The organism is Streptococcus gordonii (assembly GCF_001553855.1).
Taxonomy (GTDB): Bacteria; Bacillota; Bacilli; order Lactobacillales; family Streptococcaceae; genus Streptococcus; species Streptococcus gordonii.
Window position 1 is genome coordinate 1 of record NZ_LQWV01000040.1, and the last position, 16,365, is coordinate 16,365.

The window sequence follows — 16,365 nt, forward strand, 5'->3', positions numbered from 1 at the left end:
CCAACATTGGTCACTTCCACTGTGCCGTCTGTTTTGACTTGGAAAGTGATATCAGTCACTTTGAGGTAACCTGTTGGTGCTGCTTCCTCATGGAAGGTGTAAGTGCCTGGTGCCAAGTTCAATTCTTTAGACTTACCAGCTTCTGAAGTCCAGCTTTCTACTGCTTGACCTTCTGCCTTGTCGCCCTTGTAGATCTTGATCTGAGCTCCCGCGATTTCTGTACCACCAAGGTTTACTTTACTGAAAGTAATCGCTTTTTCAGTTGGTGTCTTCTTGTTGACAATATCACGAGATACCGATTTATCAGTTCCGAAATCTTGTGAACCAATCTTGATTTCCTCAGTTGATTTGTCATATCCTTCTGGCGCTGTCACTTCCCGGATGGTATAGTTGTCTCTCAACAACTCTCCTACGCTCGCATTACCATCAGCATCTGTTGTCAACTTGCCAACTACTGCTCCAGTACTGTCACGAACCACTTCAAATTCAGCACCTTGAAGATTTTCACCTGCCTCATTTACCTTATGGATCTTAATAGAGAATACATATCCTTCAGCCACCCCACCAGCAATCTGATAGGTACGAGTGCTAGTTGATTGTTCAGTCAGACCACCATTATAATTCATCTTGGCTACGTTCGTAATTTTTTCGCCATCAACTAAATCATAATTTGCTTTAGCCCTATATTCAATCATATAACCAAAGCCATTAGTATCTCCTAGAGGTAAAGTGAATCCATCTCCGCCCGGATTTACAGTCATTTGTTTCTTAAATGTTTCTGTCATATCCTGAGCATTAGACCATTTCCAATCTCCGTTATTCCAACGCCAATCTACTTTATAAATACGAAAAGTATCTGGTAAGAAGGTAATATTTGGAGATGAGAACGCATCTTTGATGGTTACATCACTGTAGTTAGCCATATTACGGTTTACAGTAATATTGTAACGAATGACATTTTTCTCGTCATCCTTATACTGGAAAGAACTCTTTTCAATCTTAGAGTCATACTGTTTAGGAGGTCCATTATAATGAACAGTTCCTGGAACTAAGGTCCGTGTTCCTATTGTAAATCCAGCATTCAAGTCGCCTTCTTGACTCACTACATCATGGTCAACCCGAGCATAGAAGAAAAATTCTCCACGGACACCAGATTTTTGCTCAACATAATTTGTATATGTTAAGGTAATCGTTTTGTTTGCAGAATCCAAAAAACCATTTGCAACAAGATTACCTGACTCGTCCTTAAGCTCAATGGCTGAAGAGTTCGCAAAAGCATACTCTGGCGGCAAGGTGATTGTCGTCGTATCTCCTTGATGTACTTGGTTATCAGGCAATACAAACTTTGCGTAAACTCGGAAATCTTGCCAAATATCAATCCCTTGTGTTAAGTCTCCTCCAGAAGAATTTTTGAGACTCATCTCAGTAATGACATCATTAAATTCGGCTGCCTGCACTTGGGCAAGAGGAGTTAATGATGGCAAAACCACTCCCAAACAAAGAATAATGACGTGAAGCCAAGTTCTAATTCTTTTGTTCATGCAATCTTCCTTTCTCATAATATTCAGTTTTGAATGTACAATGTAATTGTATACTAACTGATTTCCCCATCTTATCAGTGTTTACCTTTACAAAAAAGTAAACATTTTTTATAGATACATTACGCCTTCATTCTACCATACTATCAATAAAAAGACCATACGTAATCAGTCTTTTTTTAATATTCATTCAATTTTCATTAACTTGCTAGCATTGAACAAATAATTACATTAACTTTCAAATTAAATCTGGTGCTACTAAATCCAATCTTTTCTTACTTTTTTGTGTCTGAAATACCACAAAATACCGGAATAATATCCGGTTCAAATGATTTATTTTCTAAAAGTCAAGGCGTAGAATTTACCATCCCAGAGGAATTTCAACTCCTTCTCTTTGACGCCCGCTGGAACTGCCGCCTCAATTTCTCCAAGATCAACAGTAGCATCCTTAAAATAGTCCTTGCTAAAGTGGTTTTTCTTATATTGTTGGTCCACATAATCCGCCGTCTCATCTGAAATCAAAATCTTAGTCCCTGGTTTGGCCACCCTTAGCATTTCCTGCATGGCCTTGGCCTTATCGGTAAAGAAATTGATTCCACCAATATGATAAACGATATCAAAACTATTATCCGCAAAGGGTAGATCTTCCGCACAGGCATGAAAGAGTTGCAGATTGGTCTTCTTGGAGCAAGATTTCTGACATTTTTTCAGCATGCCTATAGAAATATCTGCCCCGAAAAAGTCTAAGCTTTTCAGATCAATATTCTTAGGGATGTAGCGCAGGTCTTGACCAGTCCCGATAGAGACATAAAGAACTGACAAATGGTCCTTCCATTCTATTTCAGCCATTAGCTCCCTTCTCAGCTTATCGACTGCTTTTCCATAAAGAAGGCCACCCAGCCATTTTTCACTCAAATCATACCAGCGAGCAAAGCGATTATACATAGTCATATACTTAGCATTGTCGCCTGAGATATAGTCTGGATTCAGAGCCAGGTAGATGTCTCCATCTTTTTGAAAATCATCCACCTCCAAGCCTGACTTTAGTTTCTCTTGTATCTTTGTTTCCATCATGTTTCTTGTCTCCTTTTTCTATTTGACAATTATTATAGAGAATTCTGAAACAAAAAAAAGAGATTTTCAGCAAGTGGCTACCCAGCATTAGCAACCGGAAGAAATCTCTTAACAAGTTGCAGAAAAAGAAACGAATTTTATACAAAAGAGTCTAAATTTTTCTGCTTTCAGCACTTTTTGTCCAATCGATCCGAGTTCTTCCAGCCTTGAAGTTGCATCAACCTGTTTCTTACCTGGTTCTTTTTGTTTGGAAGATTTTCTTTCCTCCTTATCTGAGGTGTCGTACTATTTCTATGCAAGTCCGCGATCTCTTAGGATAAGAACGGAAATCAGAGCCAGTCAGATGCCCCAATTTTCTTGAACCTAAACATAGGAGTCCTCCATTTAGGTGAAACTTGATGAGACTAGAACTCCGCCAAAAATGTCTGTACAGTCTTGACATCTTCTGAGCTACCGCCTCGGTCAATATCACAGATATGCTGGAGACCATATTTTTCGATAATCAAGGCAGTCGCCCCACAGAAGGTCCGGCCGTGTTTAACAGAGTCGCCATTGTTAACAAAACCTTTAATCAGCCCAGGATGTTTCTTGATAAAGCGTTTGGTAGACCAAGGAATTTTCCCAGCACCAGCATTTCGAGTAATGAGAATACAAGGCTCTTCCAGTTTCTCCTTGATGCTCTGTGTCGGATAGCCCAGTGATTCTGCAAATCGTTTTCCAATACCAGTATTTGAATCATAAACTACAATCATCTTCATCACCTACTTTCTTAAAAAAGGATAGCAAACCAGGCCGCAAAGCCTAAAACCACAACATCAGAGATGAGCATAAGCATAAACTCCAAATCTGGCATCATGTGAATGTACATCAGCAATGATAACGTTGCCAAAGCCAGCACTGTCAGCTTCGCAACTACTGGCAATCCCGGAATCAAAGTTGCTCCAATTAGGACAACGATGAGACCTCCGACTAAAAATGACTGAAAATCTATACTTAAACTAAAACCAACTGTTACACCGCCATAGCCAATAGTCAAAAGACCAATCGCGACCAGACAGATACCTAAAATAAGCATTCCACTCATGGCAAATCCTCCTTGCTTATTCATTCTTTTCCTCACTTTCTATTTTTGAATGAATAATTCCAGATATTCATTCATATCATGATAAAAAATATTGTATTTTATCTAATTACGTTCCTTTCCATTTCCGAATCACAGGGCATAATCCATCACCTCCTTTGTTTATGAATGAATAATTTTATAAATTCATTCATTGTCACTTCTAAGAAAAGGAATTTCCTCTATTTGGAAAAAATCCCCTTAACAAAATATTTCACTAAAGTCTCAAGACTATCGAAGTAGCCTGAAAATTCCTGCTCTGTGACATGCATGTCTATGTAGTAAATCAAGTCATAAACCTTCATGATCTCAGAAATTCTTTCCTCCGAAAAACCCTCTTCCTGCAAGCGCTGGCTGAAAGTCTGAATCAGAAACTGATGAAAGGCATTGGACGCTCGGCCGGAATCTTGATTATAGTAATTGTGCAGAATCTGAGAAATGCCTGGCTTGTTCCACTCGGCTAAAATTTTATTGGGCGAAATCAACTCAAAAGTGACTGCAAAAAGCTGTTCAACAATTGCTTCGGGCTCGCCCTGCCAGTCTACGCGTTTCATGGTTTCCTCACGTATACGGCTATTTTCAGCTACATAAACCTCCAAGAAGATAGCTTCCTTGGACTCATAATATTTGTAAAAGGTTCCAACAGCCATCTGGCTTCTCTTGGCAATATCAGAAATTCCAGCTGCCTTATAGCCTTTTTCTGCAAAGACTTCTCTAGCTGCAGCCAGGAGCTCATTTTTTTTATCCATTTTCCTGTCTCTTTTGTGAATGAATTTTATTTTTTATTCATTCATATTTTAACACTTGTTTTACAAAAGTCAAGTATTTTGCTATACTACAGTCTAGATATTCTTTGAATATCAAATTATTATACCGAATTTTATTGGAGGTTTAGTAATGCTTAAAGAAAAACGCAATCAGGGAATGATTGGCCTACTAATTATTACTCTAATTTTTCTTGGAATAGCTGGCGCCATGGCCTTTATCCAGTACCAAAAGGCTAATCCTAAAATTGCCTACTCAGCAGACACCGCTAAAGTTTCTTCTGAAACAGTTTATACTGAAGTTTATGATATCTCTCCAGAACCTATTTTCCCAGTAAATGATAAAACTGAGGTTTGGCTGGTTCAATATAAGGATGGATATGTTGGCATTCAAGCAAAAAAAGGTGACAAGCAAATCGCCAAGCTAGTTGAGCAAGCAAATAAAGGAGAGCTAAAGAAAAATCCTGCACGACTTGTCGGTACTTACATAAATACAGGTGTCCAAAAGAAGGATCAATCATATATTTCCAACTATGCTAGCTTGATGCATAGTCTAAGAAATGAAGCTGGGGATATCTCAGGCAAAATTGCAACCAGCTCTTATATCTCTCTTTCTGAGTTTGACTCTGATAATTCCAAATTCGTCTTTTACGTCCTTTTCCTAGTCGGTTTATCTGTCTTTTTTGTCGGAACTGGACTTTTCAACCGCAGAAAGAATGTTCAAGCTTATAATGAAATTTACTCAATTTATCCAGAAGTCCAAGGAAATCTTAATCTCTTACTAGAACAAGCTTCCTTCCATGACGAAGAATTGAAAATCATCATCTATAAAGATCACCTGATCACTTATTATCGTGGTGTAAGAACTGTTGACCTCAAACAGGTTATCCACCTCTATCACCATATTTTCACCATGCATCGAGGCTTTGCATCCAACAGAAATTCTACTCTGATAGCTGTTCGATCAAATAACAAGAAATATCAGATGCCTATTCGAAATATTGGCAAAACGACAGATATTCAACTTCGGTCTACTTTTGACTATCTCTACAATTACTTCCCTCATATCAGATTGGGGATATAATATCACATAAAACTCAAGCTAGAAAATCTAGCTTGAGTTTTTTAGATATAAAAACAGGAGCAGGATACAATCCCAGCTCCATTTTTTATGATATGCTTGTCAGAACATTTTTCAGTAGATTACTTGCCTTCTTTTTCCCTTCTGCGCTTGGCCAAGGCGCTGTTAATCTTCTTGGTCTTAAGATTTGTATCCAAGTAAAGAAAGAGCCATACAAAGAGATAAATCAGAATAAAATCTAGCCAAAAATGCCAGTTGAAAATTAAAAATCCCCAGTTATTGTAGACCATGAAACAGCATGCTAAGACTGCGACAGCGACAAAATGCAGTAAAATCGAGACTAAAAAAGAGAATCGGTCTTCAAGAGTTTTTAAAATTGAACTGACAATCCCAATCAAACCGCTCATCACCATGACACTGATGATATTACTAGTTGTGGGCGGATGTTTTTGAATAGAGAAAGCAAGGACAATCAGATAGACTGCACTCCCTGTCTGGATGCCCATTAATAAAGCGTGTAGACATTTTTTTATACTCATCACTTACCTCCTAGATTCCCAGATATTCCATCAAGAACTTGACATAGCGACGGCTGACTTCAGTCTTGATTTGATTGGTCAGCTTGGCCGTCATATTGCCAGAAAAGCTGTCAGACAAAGACTCCAAATGGTCAATATTGATGACAGCATGCCGGGAAACCTGGATAAAGTTCGAGCTGTTAATCCGCTGCTGAAAACGAGTCAAGGTCTCTGTTGTCTGGTAGATGCCTTCTCTGCTGTAAATCATCAGAGTTGTCTGGTTGATGTCTGCTAGGATAATATCTTCAGTCTTCAGCATGACCAGTTTATCATCCGACTTGATAGGCAGGACGCCACTTGGCCCAGCCTTGTACTGCTCTAAATAATCTAAGATGGCCTTGGCTTCTGCCGCTAGCTGGTCTGCCTTGACCACAACCAGCGGATCCTTGGAAGAAACGGTCGGATCTGTTTCAAATTTTGCTTGCAAGAGGAAGCTCCCTATTCACATTCTATTGTAGTTTCAGCCGGCGGATGACAATCATATTTTGCACTATCCAAATAAGCGCTATTGCAACTAAAACTATTCCAACTATATAGAAAGTTTCTGTCCTTGTCAAGAGCTCCTGCCATTCAATGCGAATTCCCATTGTTTTTTCAAAAGCTACTCGTGACTGGCTGTTATTGGCAAAAGTGTCTGCTAGACTTTCCTTCATGAGAAGCTGTCTGAAAAGAGATGCCATGTAGTTAGAAGGCGTAAGCTTCATCAGGTTTTGTGCCATGTTCGGCAAGTTTCCAATAGGGATATAGGTTCCCACTAGAAAACCAGAGGTCGCTCCGACTACTGTCGCTAATTTACCTAGACTATCCACTGATTTGAAGCGTTGAACAATCAGAGCATTTATCAGTGTGGCCAAGAGGCTGTTCAAGATCATCAGAAGCACCAGGTAAGAAAGATTTCCCCATTCAAAAGAAATTTTATCCGCCTGCATAAAATAGCTGAGCATAAAGGTAAACATAATGACCTGCATCAAAAAGCCGATTATAATAGAGCTGATAAGATAACTAAGCTGCAAGCCCCACGGTCCTAAGTCCGTGATAAAAAGATCGTCTGTTACCATCCGCTCCCGGTCTTCGACCTGCCGTGAGAAAGCTGCCAATGTGGTTGTTAATGCTGTAACTGCCAACACACCACCAATCAGCCACAAGTCCATCAGCTGGCTGGAATAGCCTCCAGAATTACTTTTCAAAAAAACGATATAAAGCACAAAGGGAATAATGGCTCCAAAGAGGGACAAAATTACCCCACTGCGGTTGCGAAAATAAAGTAAAAAATTGCGTTTAATCAAAGCGAGCATATTAGCGTACCTCTCTTCCTGTCAGTGCCATAAAAGCATCGTCCATGGTTCCGGGTTGGAATTCAAATTGTTCAATATAGGGACCTGTCTGAGCCAATAAGGTCAGTGCTTCTTGAGTCGTTTTAGGGTGGAGGATAAATTCCCCTTCCTTGATTTGCTCCCACGCGCAGTCTCTTGGCAAACTTTTCTCTAAACCTACTACATCTTGACTCAAAATCCGTAAGATATTGCGGGCGTAGTTTCCCTTAATCTGGTCTGCAGAGCCTTGAGCAATAACCTGACCATGATCTACGATATAAATCTTATCCGCATCGTCTGCTTCATTAAGATAGTGGGTTGTCAAGACAATGGTCATCTTCTCTTCTTTCTGAATTTGCTTGAGCAGGCTCCAGATACTCTCCCGAGTCTGAATGTCCAGCCCCGTTGTAGGCTCATCTAGGAAAAGCAGGTCGGGACTATTGAGCAAGGCTCGTGCAATGTCCACCCGACGCTTTTGACCACCAGAAAGTGTCCCGTACGGTTGCTTGACAAAGGCTGAGAGACCAAGCTGAGAGACCAAGCGTTCGATTCTACCTGCAGGCATCTCCTTGTACTGCTTGGCTCTGATAGTCAGATTTTCCAAAACTGTCAGTCGAGCGTCCAACACACTGTTTTGGAAAACCACACCCAACCTAATTTTTTCAGCATAGCAAATCTGCCCAGACGACGGCTTCAAGAGACCTATCAGCATCTGGATAGTCGTAGACTTGCCTGCTCCATTAGGTCCTAGAATAGCTGTAAAACTGCCTCTCTCAATCTGAATATCGAGGCCATTAACTGCCACCTTATCGCCATAAAGCTTGCTAAGATTTTTTGTTTCTACTAACATGATATTTTCTCCTGTCCTTAACTTCTGAGACTATAATAGCAAGTCTTTTTTGAAAAATCTCAGCTTTTTGGACAAGCGGTAAAATGAGGGAGACAAGAGGTAAAAATCTAGACATCAAAAAAGCCCTGACCAGAGGTCAGGGATAATAGACTAGCGTGTAACAATCTTTCGATAGCTACGTGAAGTTAATAAGAACACTAAAATATAAGCTAGTAAAAAGACGCTACAGGTGATAATCGTTGTCTGAATTAATAAGGGCGTATTAGTCACACCTAAAAGCGCCACAATCAAACTAAGCATATGAAAAGCAGCTGCAACATGGCAGAAAGCAAAAATAAGTGGCAAGAAGAACACTGTTACGATTTGCTTACGTATAGTGCGCTTGGTTTGCTTCTCATCAAGACCAACCTTTTGCAAGATGACAAAGCCATCACGATCTTCATAGCCCTCAGAAATCTGCTTGTAGTAAATCACCAAAACAGCCCCCAACAAGAAAATGACTGAGAGAAACAGACCTATAAAGAGTAAGGTACCTGTCACCTGTTTTTGATTTTGCTCTGCCACTTCTCTATCAAAGCTTACTGCATAACCACCAACTTGCAGACGGTCCATTTCTTCTGTTACTGCTTTTTGTACTTTATCAGAAAACTCCTGGTTGCTCTTCGTGTTACTAGAGATACCAATATAATATTCATGCAAAGCGTCCAAACCTACCTCATTTATATCATTAACAACCATGTTTAACATAGCACCCCCAACCATCATATGCCCGTTGGGTAAGTGTCCATGAGTAAAATCTTGTGAGGAAATTTGCTTGATTTTCCAATCCTTGCCATTGATACGTAAAGGTTGATTTTTATCTAGTGATAAGTTTCTACCATAGATAAGTGTTTCACCATCAGCTAAGTTCAATGTTTCTCCTGTCATCTTTTCATAGTCCCGACGGCTTACAAGCATAAAGCTACCTACCGCCTTGCTGAAAGATTGAGGTGCTTGCATAAAGTTACGATCTCCAACGGTTACTTCATTACCTGATATCTTAGAAAGCATTGATGTTTGATAGAGATAGTCAGAGTAAGTCGGATTTTTCAGTCCAGTCTCTTGAGCGATTTGCTTCACTTTTTCTAGTAGAAGTTCATTTCTATCTACTGTATCTGGCAAGGATACTGTGACATTATAGTCTTTTGGATAGAGAGTATCAATATAGTCTTTGCCGCCAACATAGATATTAATTGTTCCTACCAAGGTCACCAGAAGCATGGTTGAAAGGATGGAAATCGTAGCCAGACCTGCAGCATTTTTACGCATCCGAGAAATCAAGTTAGATACTGAAATAAAGTTCTGAGGCTTGTAATAGTAACTTTTACGTTTTCTTAGAAAATTTAAAAATGTAATCGATCCAGCATTAAAGAGCAAATAGGTTGCTACAACAACCATGAGGACCGCAAGAAAGAAATTGGCAATTGCTGCAACAGGCTTTGTAACTGTCAAGGCTATATAATAAGCAACTCCCATGAGAATGACTCCCAAAAGGGTCTGCAAACCTAAGAATTTCCCTTTCTTTTCTCCTGCTTTCTTTTCTCGCATAAGGTGGAGCGAGCTATAGCGCAAAAGTCTCATTGAATTAAGAAAAAGAATGATAACAAAAGCTAAGCCCAGACTGACTAAAGTCAACCAAATGTTAGACCATTGGAAGGTTGAGGCTAGCACAACAGGCATCCCCATAAACTTCAAGAGCAGGGCATAAAGGAGCTTATCTAGTAGCATACCACAGATAATTCCTAGTCCGACAACCCCAGTATATAAAAGACACAGCTCTATGAACGTCATAGTGAGTAGGTGCCTTTTTTCCATACCAAGTATACTATAAATCCCCAGCTCTTTGGAGCGATTTTTCATGACAAAACTATTGGCATAAGTCACAAGAATCAATACCGCAATTTGAATAACCCAAATCCCAAACTGCAGGGTCATACGAGCCGCTGTCCCACCATAAGTTGTCTCCATATTACTACTATAAGTCAAGGAAATAAAACTATAGAGTATCGCTGTTGCTACAATCGTGGATAGAACAAAGGGATAATAAAGACTGCGGTTCTTAACAAGATTTGAAAGAGCTAGTTTACTGGTTAGTTTGAACATAATCACCCACCTCGCTTGCCATAACGGTTAAGGTATCAGAAATCTCCTGGAACATCTGACGTTCCGTCTTGTCACCTCGAAAGATCTGATTGTAAAGAATACCGTCCTTGATAAAGAGCACCCGCTTGGCTCGGCTAGCTGCTGATGTCGAGTGGGTCACCATGAGAATAGTCTGACCCCGATCATTAATATCGTCAAAAACATCCAAAAGCGCAGCCGATGACTTGGAATCCAGTGCCCCTGTTGGCTCATCCGCTAATAAAATCTCTGGCTCAGTGATGATGGCACGCGCCACTGCAACCCGCTGCTTCTGACCACCGGAAATCTCATAAGGAAACTTCTCTTGCAGCTTGTTAATTCCTAATTCAGTACAAGTGTTGACCAATTTTTGCATCATCTCGGTGACGGGACGTCGAGAAAGCACTAAAGGCAAGAGGATATTATCCTTTACCGACAAGGTATCCAGCAGGTTAAAGTCCTGAAAGACAAAGCCTAGCTTTTCTCTGCGGAAGCTAGATGCTTGGCTATTTTTGATAGTCGCTGTATCAGTCCCATTCAGAAAGACTTGCCCTTCTGTGGGCTTGTCCAGCATGGCTAAAATATTGAGGAGTGTTGACTTACCTGAGCCAGACTCTCCCATGATGGCCACATAGTCGCCCTCATCCACTGTAAAGTGAATATCTTTCAGAGCTTCTACTTGATTACCCTGAAAACGGGTCTTGTAAATCTTTTTTACGTGTTGTACATCTAATAAACTCATAACTTCTCCTTTAAAATCCTAAGTACATTTCTTGAGCTACCTGATTGGCCTGGCATCCGAATTTCGTCCATTCAATTTCTTTTTGACTTGGACGAATGGAAGATCTGTCTTTCTTATGACTTATTTTAAATACTTTCATTCTGAACACTTCTTTCTTTTGATGATCTTATTCTACCGAATTTGCACTCGGCTTTCCATAACCTAACCTTACAATCCAGAAAGGAATCTTACACTTTTGTAAGATAGAATGAGCCCTATTTTACCCAAAAGGCTATCAAAGCAATCAGCCACAGATGGGCTGGATAGAAAATGTAGAAGAAATATTTGCTCCACTTACTGGTATTACCGCGCTCGCCATTGTAGAGATAAAGAAAAGGTAATACAGTGATAAAGAGCCAGTCTGAATTGTAGAGCATCATCGAAAGGGTTTCTGACAAGCTTGGATAAACTTCGATACTCATGACAAACAGCAGAACAGCTAGAGCAAGGTAGAGCAGATTGCGCAGAGCTTCGTTCTTTCGATACCCGTAAGTAATAAGCATAAACGGAATCATGACCATGCCACCTTCTGTCAAGAAAGCAGCTACTAGAAAGACTACTGCTCCTAAGCCATAACAGATCCATTTGTCGCGCCCATTAAGTTCAAGTTTCTCTTTAGAAAATCCAAAGAAAATCCCCAAACTCAAAACACCACAAGCTAGTGTTAAAAAGATATTATTGGAGTTGTGTATTTCTTTTGACTGTAAAAGAAAATTTAAAATTACATTTCCAAAGAACATGAGCCCCGCCCAGAAAAAGAGACGAAGATTATATATAATGCGGTTGCGCGTGTGAATAAAACCCTCTACTGCTGCAAAGGCGAACCAGACTCCTACACAGCGGGTCACTGCATGAAAGATACCATCCCATCCAGCTGGTAGTAAGCCAGGAATCTTATCAACGTGATCCAAAACCATTAAAAGTGCCATGATTAGTTTTATTTGAAAGCCATTGAGGCCATTCCCTTTTTTCATTTTCCTTCTCCTTTTTCTTTTATAGTCTTATCTTATAAAAATTAAAGAAAACCTGCCATAACATAACCTTTCAATTCAAAAGAAAAACCTTACAAATTTGTAAGGTTAGGTGAAAGTTATGATGTGGAGGAAAATTTCTGCTTTCTCGAAAGAATGTGTGCCTTGGACTTGACAGACCGTATTCCTCGCTCTCTTTTTTAATAAGCTAGATCGGCTCCTGCTACTTTCTAAGTATCTGTAATAGGCTATACCTTGCCTCCATACGAAAAAGGATAGGGAGCAAAATTAGACATAAACCCATAAGCATCATTTACTTTATAAAATTTAATTTCCTTCTGTCTTATCTCCTTTGTCTTTTACCAAATATCTACTGATTAGTCATTCCCTATTTTGGGGCTGTTCTTATGATGTAATCCACTTTACTATAAAGGCCAGTGCCCTGTTTCAGCATAAATCATGACTTCGTATGCTCCCCTAGAAGATTCAAATGCTTTATCCATCAGTTCTTTAGTAATAGGATAGCGGACTTCTGGACTCATGGCTCCGCCAATTTCTTTAAAGAAGCTAATTTCGTAATATCCGTCTGTCTCATATACAATAAATCCATTACCTCTATGTACAATCGTATCCGATTGATTATAATCTTCTAACTCATCTTTCTTTGGCCAACGATGATGTTCACAATAAAACATTACTTCTAAAGAATCTTTTTCTGATTTTGAAACACGTTCTGCTAATTTTCGGCTAATGGGAAAGTTAAGCACTTCTTTCCCTCTACTCCACAGAATCTCATAATCATTATTGTTTTTTAATATCGTACAATTTTTGTATTGCTGCATTTCTGTTGTCATATAAATCAACTTTCTTTACTTTTTTAATTCTTCTTTATCATAGGCAAAAAAGATCTAGTTGGTGCGCACATTTCTTATCAAGCTCCCCATTACCCTCTTTCGCTTGTGCAAATTATTGGCTAAACACAAATAGAGAATAAACAAAAGCATCGAGTGGAAAAATAATGGCAAAAAACTAGGATATAACAGGAAGACGACTAAAGATACTAACAAACTAATAAAGCTACCACGAATTACGGAAGAAACAACAGCTCCACTTTTCTTTACTACCTCTAGGAATTCTAAATACTCCAAATCAGTAAATAGAGCCGGATATAAATCCAAATCTTTCTTAAAATGGACATCTAGCAATTTTCCGATAAATAAGGAAAGACAAGAGAATAAAATTAAATAAAGATACTTGTGCTCAGCTATACTAAAAATTATCAGACCATTCAGGAATCTAATAAATGGAAGAACTAGTAATATCAGGGAAAGAATAACGTACTGTTGACTCTTAGAAGTTCTTTCTGGAATCGAAAAAAACAATTTCTTTGTCTTTAAGTCATAATAGACTAATTTGTTCTTAAATTCTCCTAGATGAACTAGTTCTTTATAATGCTTTCTCTTTTCTTTCATTTTCTTTTTTCAGTTCTTTCTCCAATTGTTTTAAAAAAACTAAAATTTCGCTTTTATAATCCATGGTCTCATCTACAAATCTTCTTGCTAAACCAAAAAAGCTGACTTCATCCATCGTTTCCCCTTGTCCTATGCGTTCAGCCAGCTTGTAAATATCCTGAATGACCCCAGGATATCGTTTCTGGCTCGGATATTCCAAGTTAATCAGTCTTTTAATTATTTCTTCGTATTCTTGCTAAATAAATATGCATCACACCGCTAATCCTGTAACATAGCTAAAAATTCTGTAAAGTTATTAGCTACAAACTCTATAGCAGGCTCCAGTTCGTAGGATTCCTCGTGGTACCAGATACAAATGCTTGGATTTTCGGGATTCTCAATATAGTTTAGACAAATAAAGTCACCGCCAAACAATGCTGCTATGGGGACCAACTCAAACCCCAAAATATCTTCATGGACAAACAAACGTTCATCCAGTTGGGACATTACAACATCAATGTCATACATGCCAAGTGGATTGTCTTTTGTATTTTCTAATACACACAAGAATCTCTCGATCAAAAAGGACCTATTTGTATTTTTAGAAGGACGAAAACCATTTTTTCTCTTTATAAAATTCTTATAATCATCAGGTAGTCGAACTTTCCACGCTACTTCTCTTTCCTGTAATAACGCATCAGTTGGCAAGGGGTAGATAATCGATTGATCTTGTTGTGTCATATTCTTCTCCTACAGTTCCTCGCCTTTTACTTCCTCAAACCATTTTTCAAACTCTAGACGTGGAAGCAATTCTTCATCCTTGTCATAACGCCCTTCATAACTATAGCGACTATCAAGGCTGTTTTTCTGTGCATCGTAAATCAACCACATTTCAGTTGGATGTTCACGATTGTATTCTTGGCAAACATCAAGCATTTTCTGTATATCTTCAAGACCATATCGTAATACTGAAAACATCATATTATCAGAATCGTCTACTTTAGTATCTAAAACACTGTTAACCTTGTGTAATTTGACAAAAACTCCATTAATTTTATAAAAAACATCAAAAGAAAGTAATGCTTCTTCAGAAATGCAATAAATGTATACTTTTTCAGACTGATTTTGGACATATTCTAGTGCTAACGAAATCATGCTAGCCTGAACTTCCATAAATTTATCTTCAAAATTTTTCATAGCAACAATCCTATTCTCTCTAATTCTTTTATGGCCTCTTCCTTCGAGGGCAATTGATCACGCGCAAGGAAGTCTTTAACATCCTGTACGTGCTCATAAAAATTACTATTGATTTCTTTTAAATTCTCAATGAAAATCTCTATCAAAGAACCGTCAATATTTTCCAAAGGAGACGGAAGCTCTTTCTTATTTTCATATGAATAAGCTTCTTTTGCAGTGGTAGCTATCGCATAACTGATATTATCCCATGATGCCACATGCACCTCATTGTCATCTAATTGCATATAGATAAAAAGTCCACCAAAATCCGTACCATCATCTAATAGAGCATAGAGCTCATCTCCACTTTTATCTCTCTTTTCCCAAAAACTCCAGCAAGCATCCAAGGCCGTCTGAATATGAGAGTTATAGGGCGAGCTCAACTGATGAGCAATTTCTTCAGAAAAAGTAAGCATAAAATAGCTTTCAAACATATTCTCTCCTTGTCTAGTACTATCTGGACGAGTTGGTTTTAGAAAGTCCTGTCGTCAATTTAAGACTGCTGAATCATTGTTTCAACTTGATTTCTTGAAGCAAATCACCAAAGTAATTGTTAACCAGAGGATCATTCGAAAGCTGTCCAAGATTTAGTGCTGGTATTTGGTCCAATAATTTGTTATTTTCAGCTATCAGTTGCTGGTAACTCGAAACAAAAGCTTCTAGCGTTTCCTCATCAACACATTCAATTGTTTGGGGTAGGTACTTTTCTCCAGAATGCTGATACGAATGATAGCAAACCAAGACAAAATAATTGGCAATACAGCTCCATACAAGAGGATTGGTCTCCTTATCCAGCTCCATAAATGTTAAGATATCCTTTTCATCCACATTCTCCAATCGACTATACAAAATATCTGGACAAATCTTACTATCCTGGTCAAGCGCTTGATTAGCAAGCTTCAAGGAATCCATAACGAAGTCCTTGTATTCTTTATGACTAATTAAATCGACTAGATTAAAGGTCAATTCTTGAAGGAAGTATAATAAGCTAGCATTACATTTCATTTGTTTTTCCTTTTATTTCACTATCTTACAATAAATAAACTACGCCTCTTTATAGCTAACAGTTCCGATAAATCTTGTATTTTCCCTTGCTAGTACATTAGCACTATAATGATAATTGTAAAGCAAAATGATGGTGTTGCTTGGAGGAATAACCGTTTTGATTCCTTCCTCTTTTAAATTTCGAAGAATAGTCTGTTCATAAGATGCACCTTTCAACATCTGTTCGAGGTTTGAGTGATTCCTATCATCAACCTGAGCTTCTAGCCAATCGTCATCAATATCATCCAAATCAATGCCATTCTCTATTAAGAATTGAGACGGAACTGCCTCTCCATCCTCATCATAGCGTATCTGGAAATAATGGTCTAATTGAGATTTATCAGCAAAATTTCCAATCCAAATGGACGCTGTATTTTCTGTTTCCATTCATTTCCCCTTTCGAT

The 16,365-nt window shown here is 38.6% G+C and carries 20 protein-coding genes and 2 pseudogenes; 1 reads left to right on the forward strand and 21 read right to left on the reverse strand.

Translation table 11 applies throughout. The features are described from left to right. The 5 genes from AWH02_RS09375 to AWH02_RS09395 form a co-directional block, all read right to left on the reverse strand. A partial coding sequence (locus tag AWH02_RS09375) for a SpaA isopeptide-forming pilin-related protein (protein WP_236708904.1) occupies positions 1 to 1,541 on the reverse strand: 1,541 nt, incomplete at its 3' end. Positions 1,542 to 1,871: 330 nt separating this feature from the next. After that, positions 1,872 to 2,612, reverse strand: a complete 741-nt coding sequence (locus AWH02_RS09380; protein WP_060554281.1) for a class I SAM-dependent methyltransferase — start codon at positions 2,610 to 2,612, stop codon at positions 1,872 to 1,874. 404 nt (positions 2,613 to 3,016) lie between these two features. After that, the gene (locus tag AWH02_RS09385; protein WP_185952632.1) at positions 3,017 to 3,373 is read right to left on the reverse strand and encodes a class Ib ribonucleoside-diphosphate reductase assembly flavoprotein NrdI; all 357 of its coding nucleotides are present in this window, start codon (positions 3,371 to 3,373) and stop codon (positions 3,017 to 3,019) included. Between the two features lie 8 nt (positions 3,374 to 3,381). Then, entirely contained in the window at positions 3,382 to 3,720 is a 339-nt protein-coding gene (locus AWH02_RS09390) for a hypothetical protein (RefSeq protein WP_060554282.1), read from the reverse strand. A gap of 194 nt (positions 3,721 to 3,914) precedes the next feature. Further along, positions 3,915 to 4,481, reverse strand: coding sequence for a TetR/AcrR family transcriptional regulator (locus AWH02_RS09395; RefSeq protein WP_060554283.1), 567 nt, complete (start codon positions 4,479 to 4,481; stop codon positions 3,915 to 3,917). Between the two features lie 148 nt (positions 4,482 to 4,629). On the opposite strand from AWH02_RS09395, the gene AWH02_RS09400 reads away from it, so the two are divergent. Further along, positions 4,630 to 5,580, forward strand: a complete 951-nt coding sequence (locus tag AWH02_RS09400; RefSeq protein WP_060554284.1) for a hypothetical protein — start codon at positions 4,630 to 4,632, stop codon at positions 5,578 to 5,580. A 119-nt stretch (positions 5,581 to 5,699) separates the two neighbouring features. On the opposite strand, the gene AWH02_RS09405 is transcribed toward AWH02_RS09400, so the two are convergent. The 16 genes and pseudogenes from AWH02_RS09405 to AWH02_RS09475 form a co-directional block, all read right to left on the reverse strand. After that, positions 5,700 to 6,116 carry a DUF3021 domain-containing protein gene (locus AWH02_RS09405; RefSeq protein ID WP_060554285.1) on the reverse strand — a complete coding sequence of 139 codons (417 nt, stop codon included), beginning with the start codon at positions 6,114 to 6,116 and terminating at the stop codon, positions 5,700 to 5,702. Positions 6,117 to 6,126: 10 nt separating this feature from the next. Beyond that, complete coding sequence (locus AWH02_RS09410) at positions 6,127 to 6,582, reverse strand: LytTR family DNA-binding domain-containing protein (protein ID WP_060554286.1); 456 nt, start codon at positions 6,580 to 6,582, stop codon at positions 6,127 to 6,129. Between the two features lie 22 nt (positions 6,583 to 6,604). Continuing rightward, the gene (locus tag AWH02_RS09415; protein WP_008809432.1) at positions 6,605 to 7,450 is read right to left on the reverse strand and encodes an ABC transporter permease; all 846 of its coding nucleotides are present in this window, start codon (positions 7,448 to 7,450) and stop codon (positions 6,605 to 6,607) included. Position 7,451: 1 nt separating this feature from the next. Continuing rightward, a complete protein-coding gene (locus tag AWH02_RS09420; RefSeq protein ID WP_060554287.1) occupies positions 7,452 to 8,318 on the reverse strand; it encodes an ABC transporter ATP-binding protein in 867 nt (288 codons plus the stop codon). 150 nt (positions 8,319 to 8,468) lie between these two features. Then, positions 8,469 to 8,858 (reverse strand): annotated as a pseudogene (locus tag AWH02_RS11335) (FtsX-like permease family protein); the annotation flags it as partial. 119 nt (positions 8,859 to 8,977) lie between these two features. Continuing rightward, positions 8,978 to 10,460 (reverse strand): annotated as a pseudogene (locus AWH02_RS09425) (FtsX-like permease family protein); the annotation flags it as partial. Then, positions 10,441 to 11,220, reverse strand: coding sequence for an ABC transporter ATP-binding protein (locus AWH02_RS09430; RefSeq protein ID WP_060954927.1), 780 nt, complete (start codon positions 11,218 to 11,220; stop codon positions 10,441 to 10,443). The gene AWH02_RS09430 and the pseudogene AWH02_RS09425, both read right to left, overlap by 20 nt. Before the next feature lie 10 nt (positions 11,221 to 11,230). Next, positions 11,231 to 11,359, reverse strand: coding sequence for a hypothetical protein (locus AWH02_RS11270; RefSeq protein ID WP_263285454.1), 129 nt, complete (start codon positions 11,357 to 11,359; stop codon positions 11,231 to 11,233). Positions 11,360 to 11,474: 115 nt separating this feature from the next. Next, on the reverse strand, positions 11,475 to 12,233 hold the full coding sequence (locus AWH02_RS09435; protein WP_060554290.1) for a TraX family protein: 759 nt from the start codon (positions 12,231 to 12,233) through the stop codon (positions 11,475 to 11,477). A gap of 422 nt (positions 12,234 to 12,655) precedes the next feature. Next, on the reverse strand, positions 12,656 to 13,084 hold the full coding sequence (locus AWH02_RS09440; RefSeq protein WP_060554291.1) for a hypothetical protein: 429 nt from the start codon (positions 13,082 to 13,084) through the stop codon (positions 12,656 to 12,658). Positions 13,085 to 13,676: 592 nt separating this feature from the next. Beyond that, the gene (locus tag AWH02_RS11225; RefSeq protein WP_060554293.1) at positions 13,677 to 13,901 is read right to left on the reverse strand and encodes a hypothetical protein; all 225 of its coding nucleotides are present in this window, start codon (positions 13,899 to 13,901) and stop codon (positions 13,677 to 13,679) included. A gap of 59 nt (positions 13,902 to 13,960) precedes the next feature. Beyond that, positions 13,961 to 14,422 (reverse strand): SMI1/KNR4 family protein, encoded by a 462-nt coding sequence (locus tag AWH02_RS09455; RefSeq protein WP_060554294.1) that lies wholly within the window; start codon positions 14,420 to 14,422, stop codon positions 13,961 to 13,963. A 9-nt stretch (positions 14,423 to 14,431) separates the two neighbouring features. Then, entirely contained in the window at positions 14,432 to 14,878 is a 447-nt protein-coding gene (locus AWH02_RS09460) for a hypothetical protein (protein WP_060554295.1), read from the reverse strand. Next, positions 14,875 to 15,351: an Imm6 family immunity protein gene (locus AWH02_RS09465; RefSeq protein WP_060554296.1), complete on the reverse strand. Its 477-nt coding sequence runs from the start codon at positions 15,349 to 15,351 to the stop codon at positions 14,875 to 14,877. The genes AWH02_RS09460 and AWH02_RS09465 overlap by 4 nt, the downstream gene beginning before the upstream one ends. A 73-nt stretch (positions 15,352 to 15,424) precedes the next feature. Next, positions 15,425 to 15,922, reverse strand: a complete 498-nt coding sequence (locus AWH02_RS09470) for an Imm6 family immunity protein (RefSeq protein ID WP_060554297.1) — start codon at positions 15,920 to 15,922, stop codon at positions 15,425 to 15,427. Positions 15,923 to 15,961: 39 nt separating this feature from the next. Continuing rightward, positions 15,962 to 16,348 (reverse strand): immunity 22 family protein, encoded by a 387-nt coding sequence (locus AWH02_RS09475; protein WP_060554298.1) that lies wholly within the window; start codon positions 16,346 to 16,348, stop codon positions 15,962 to 15,964. Between the last annotated feature and the right edge of the window lie 17 nt (positions 16,349 to 16,365).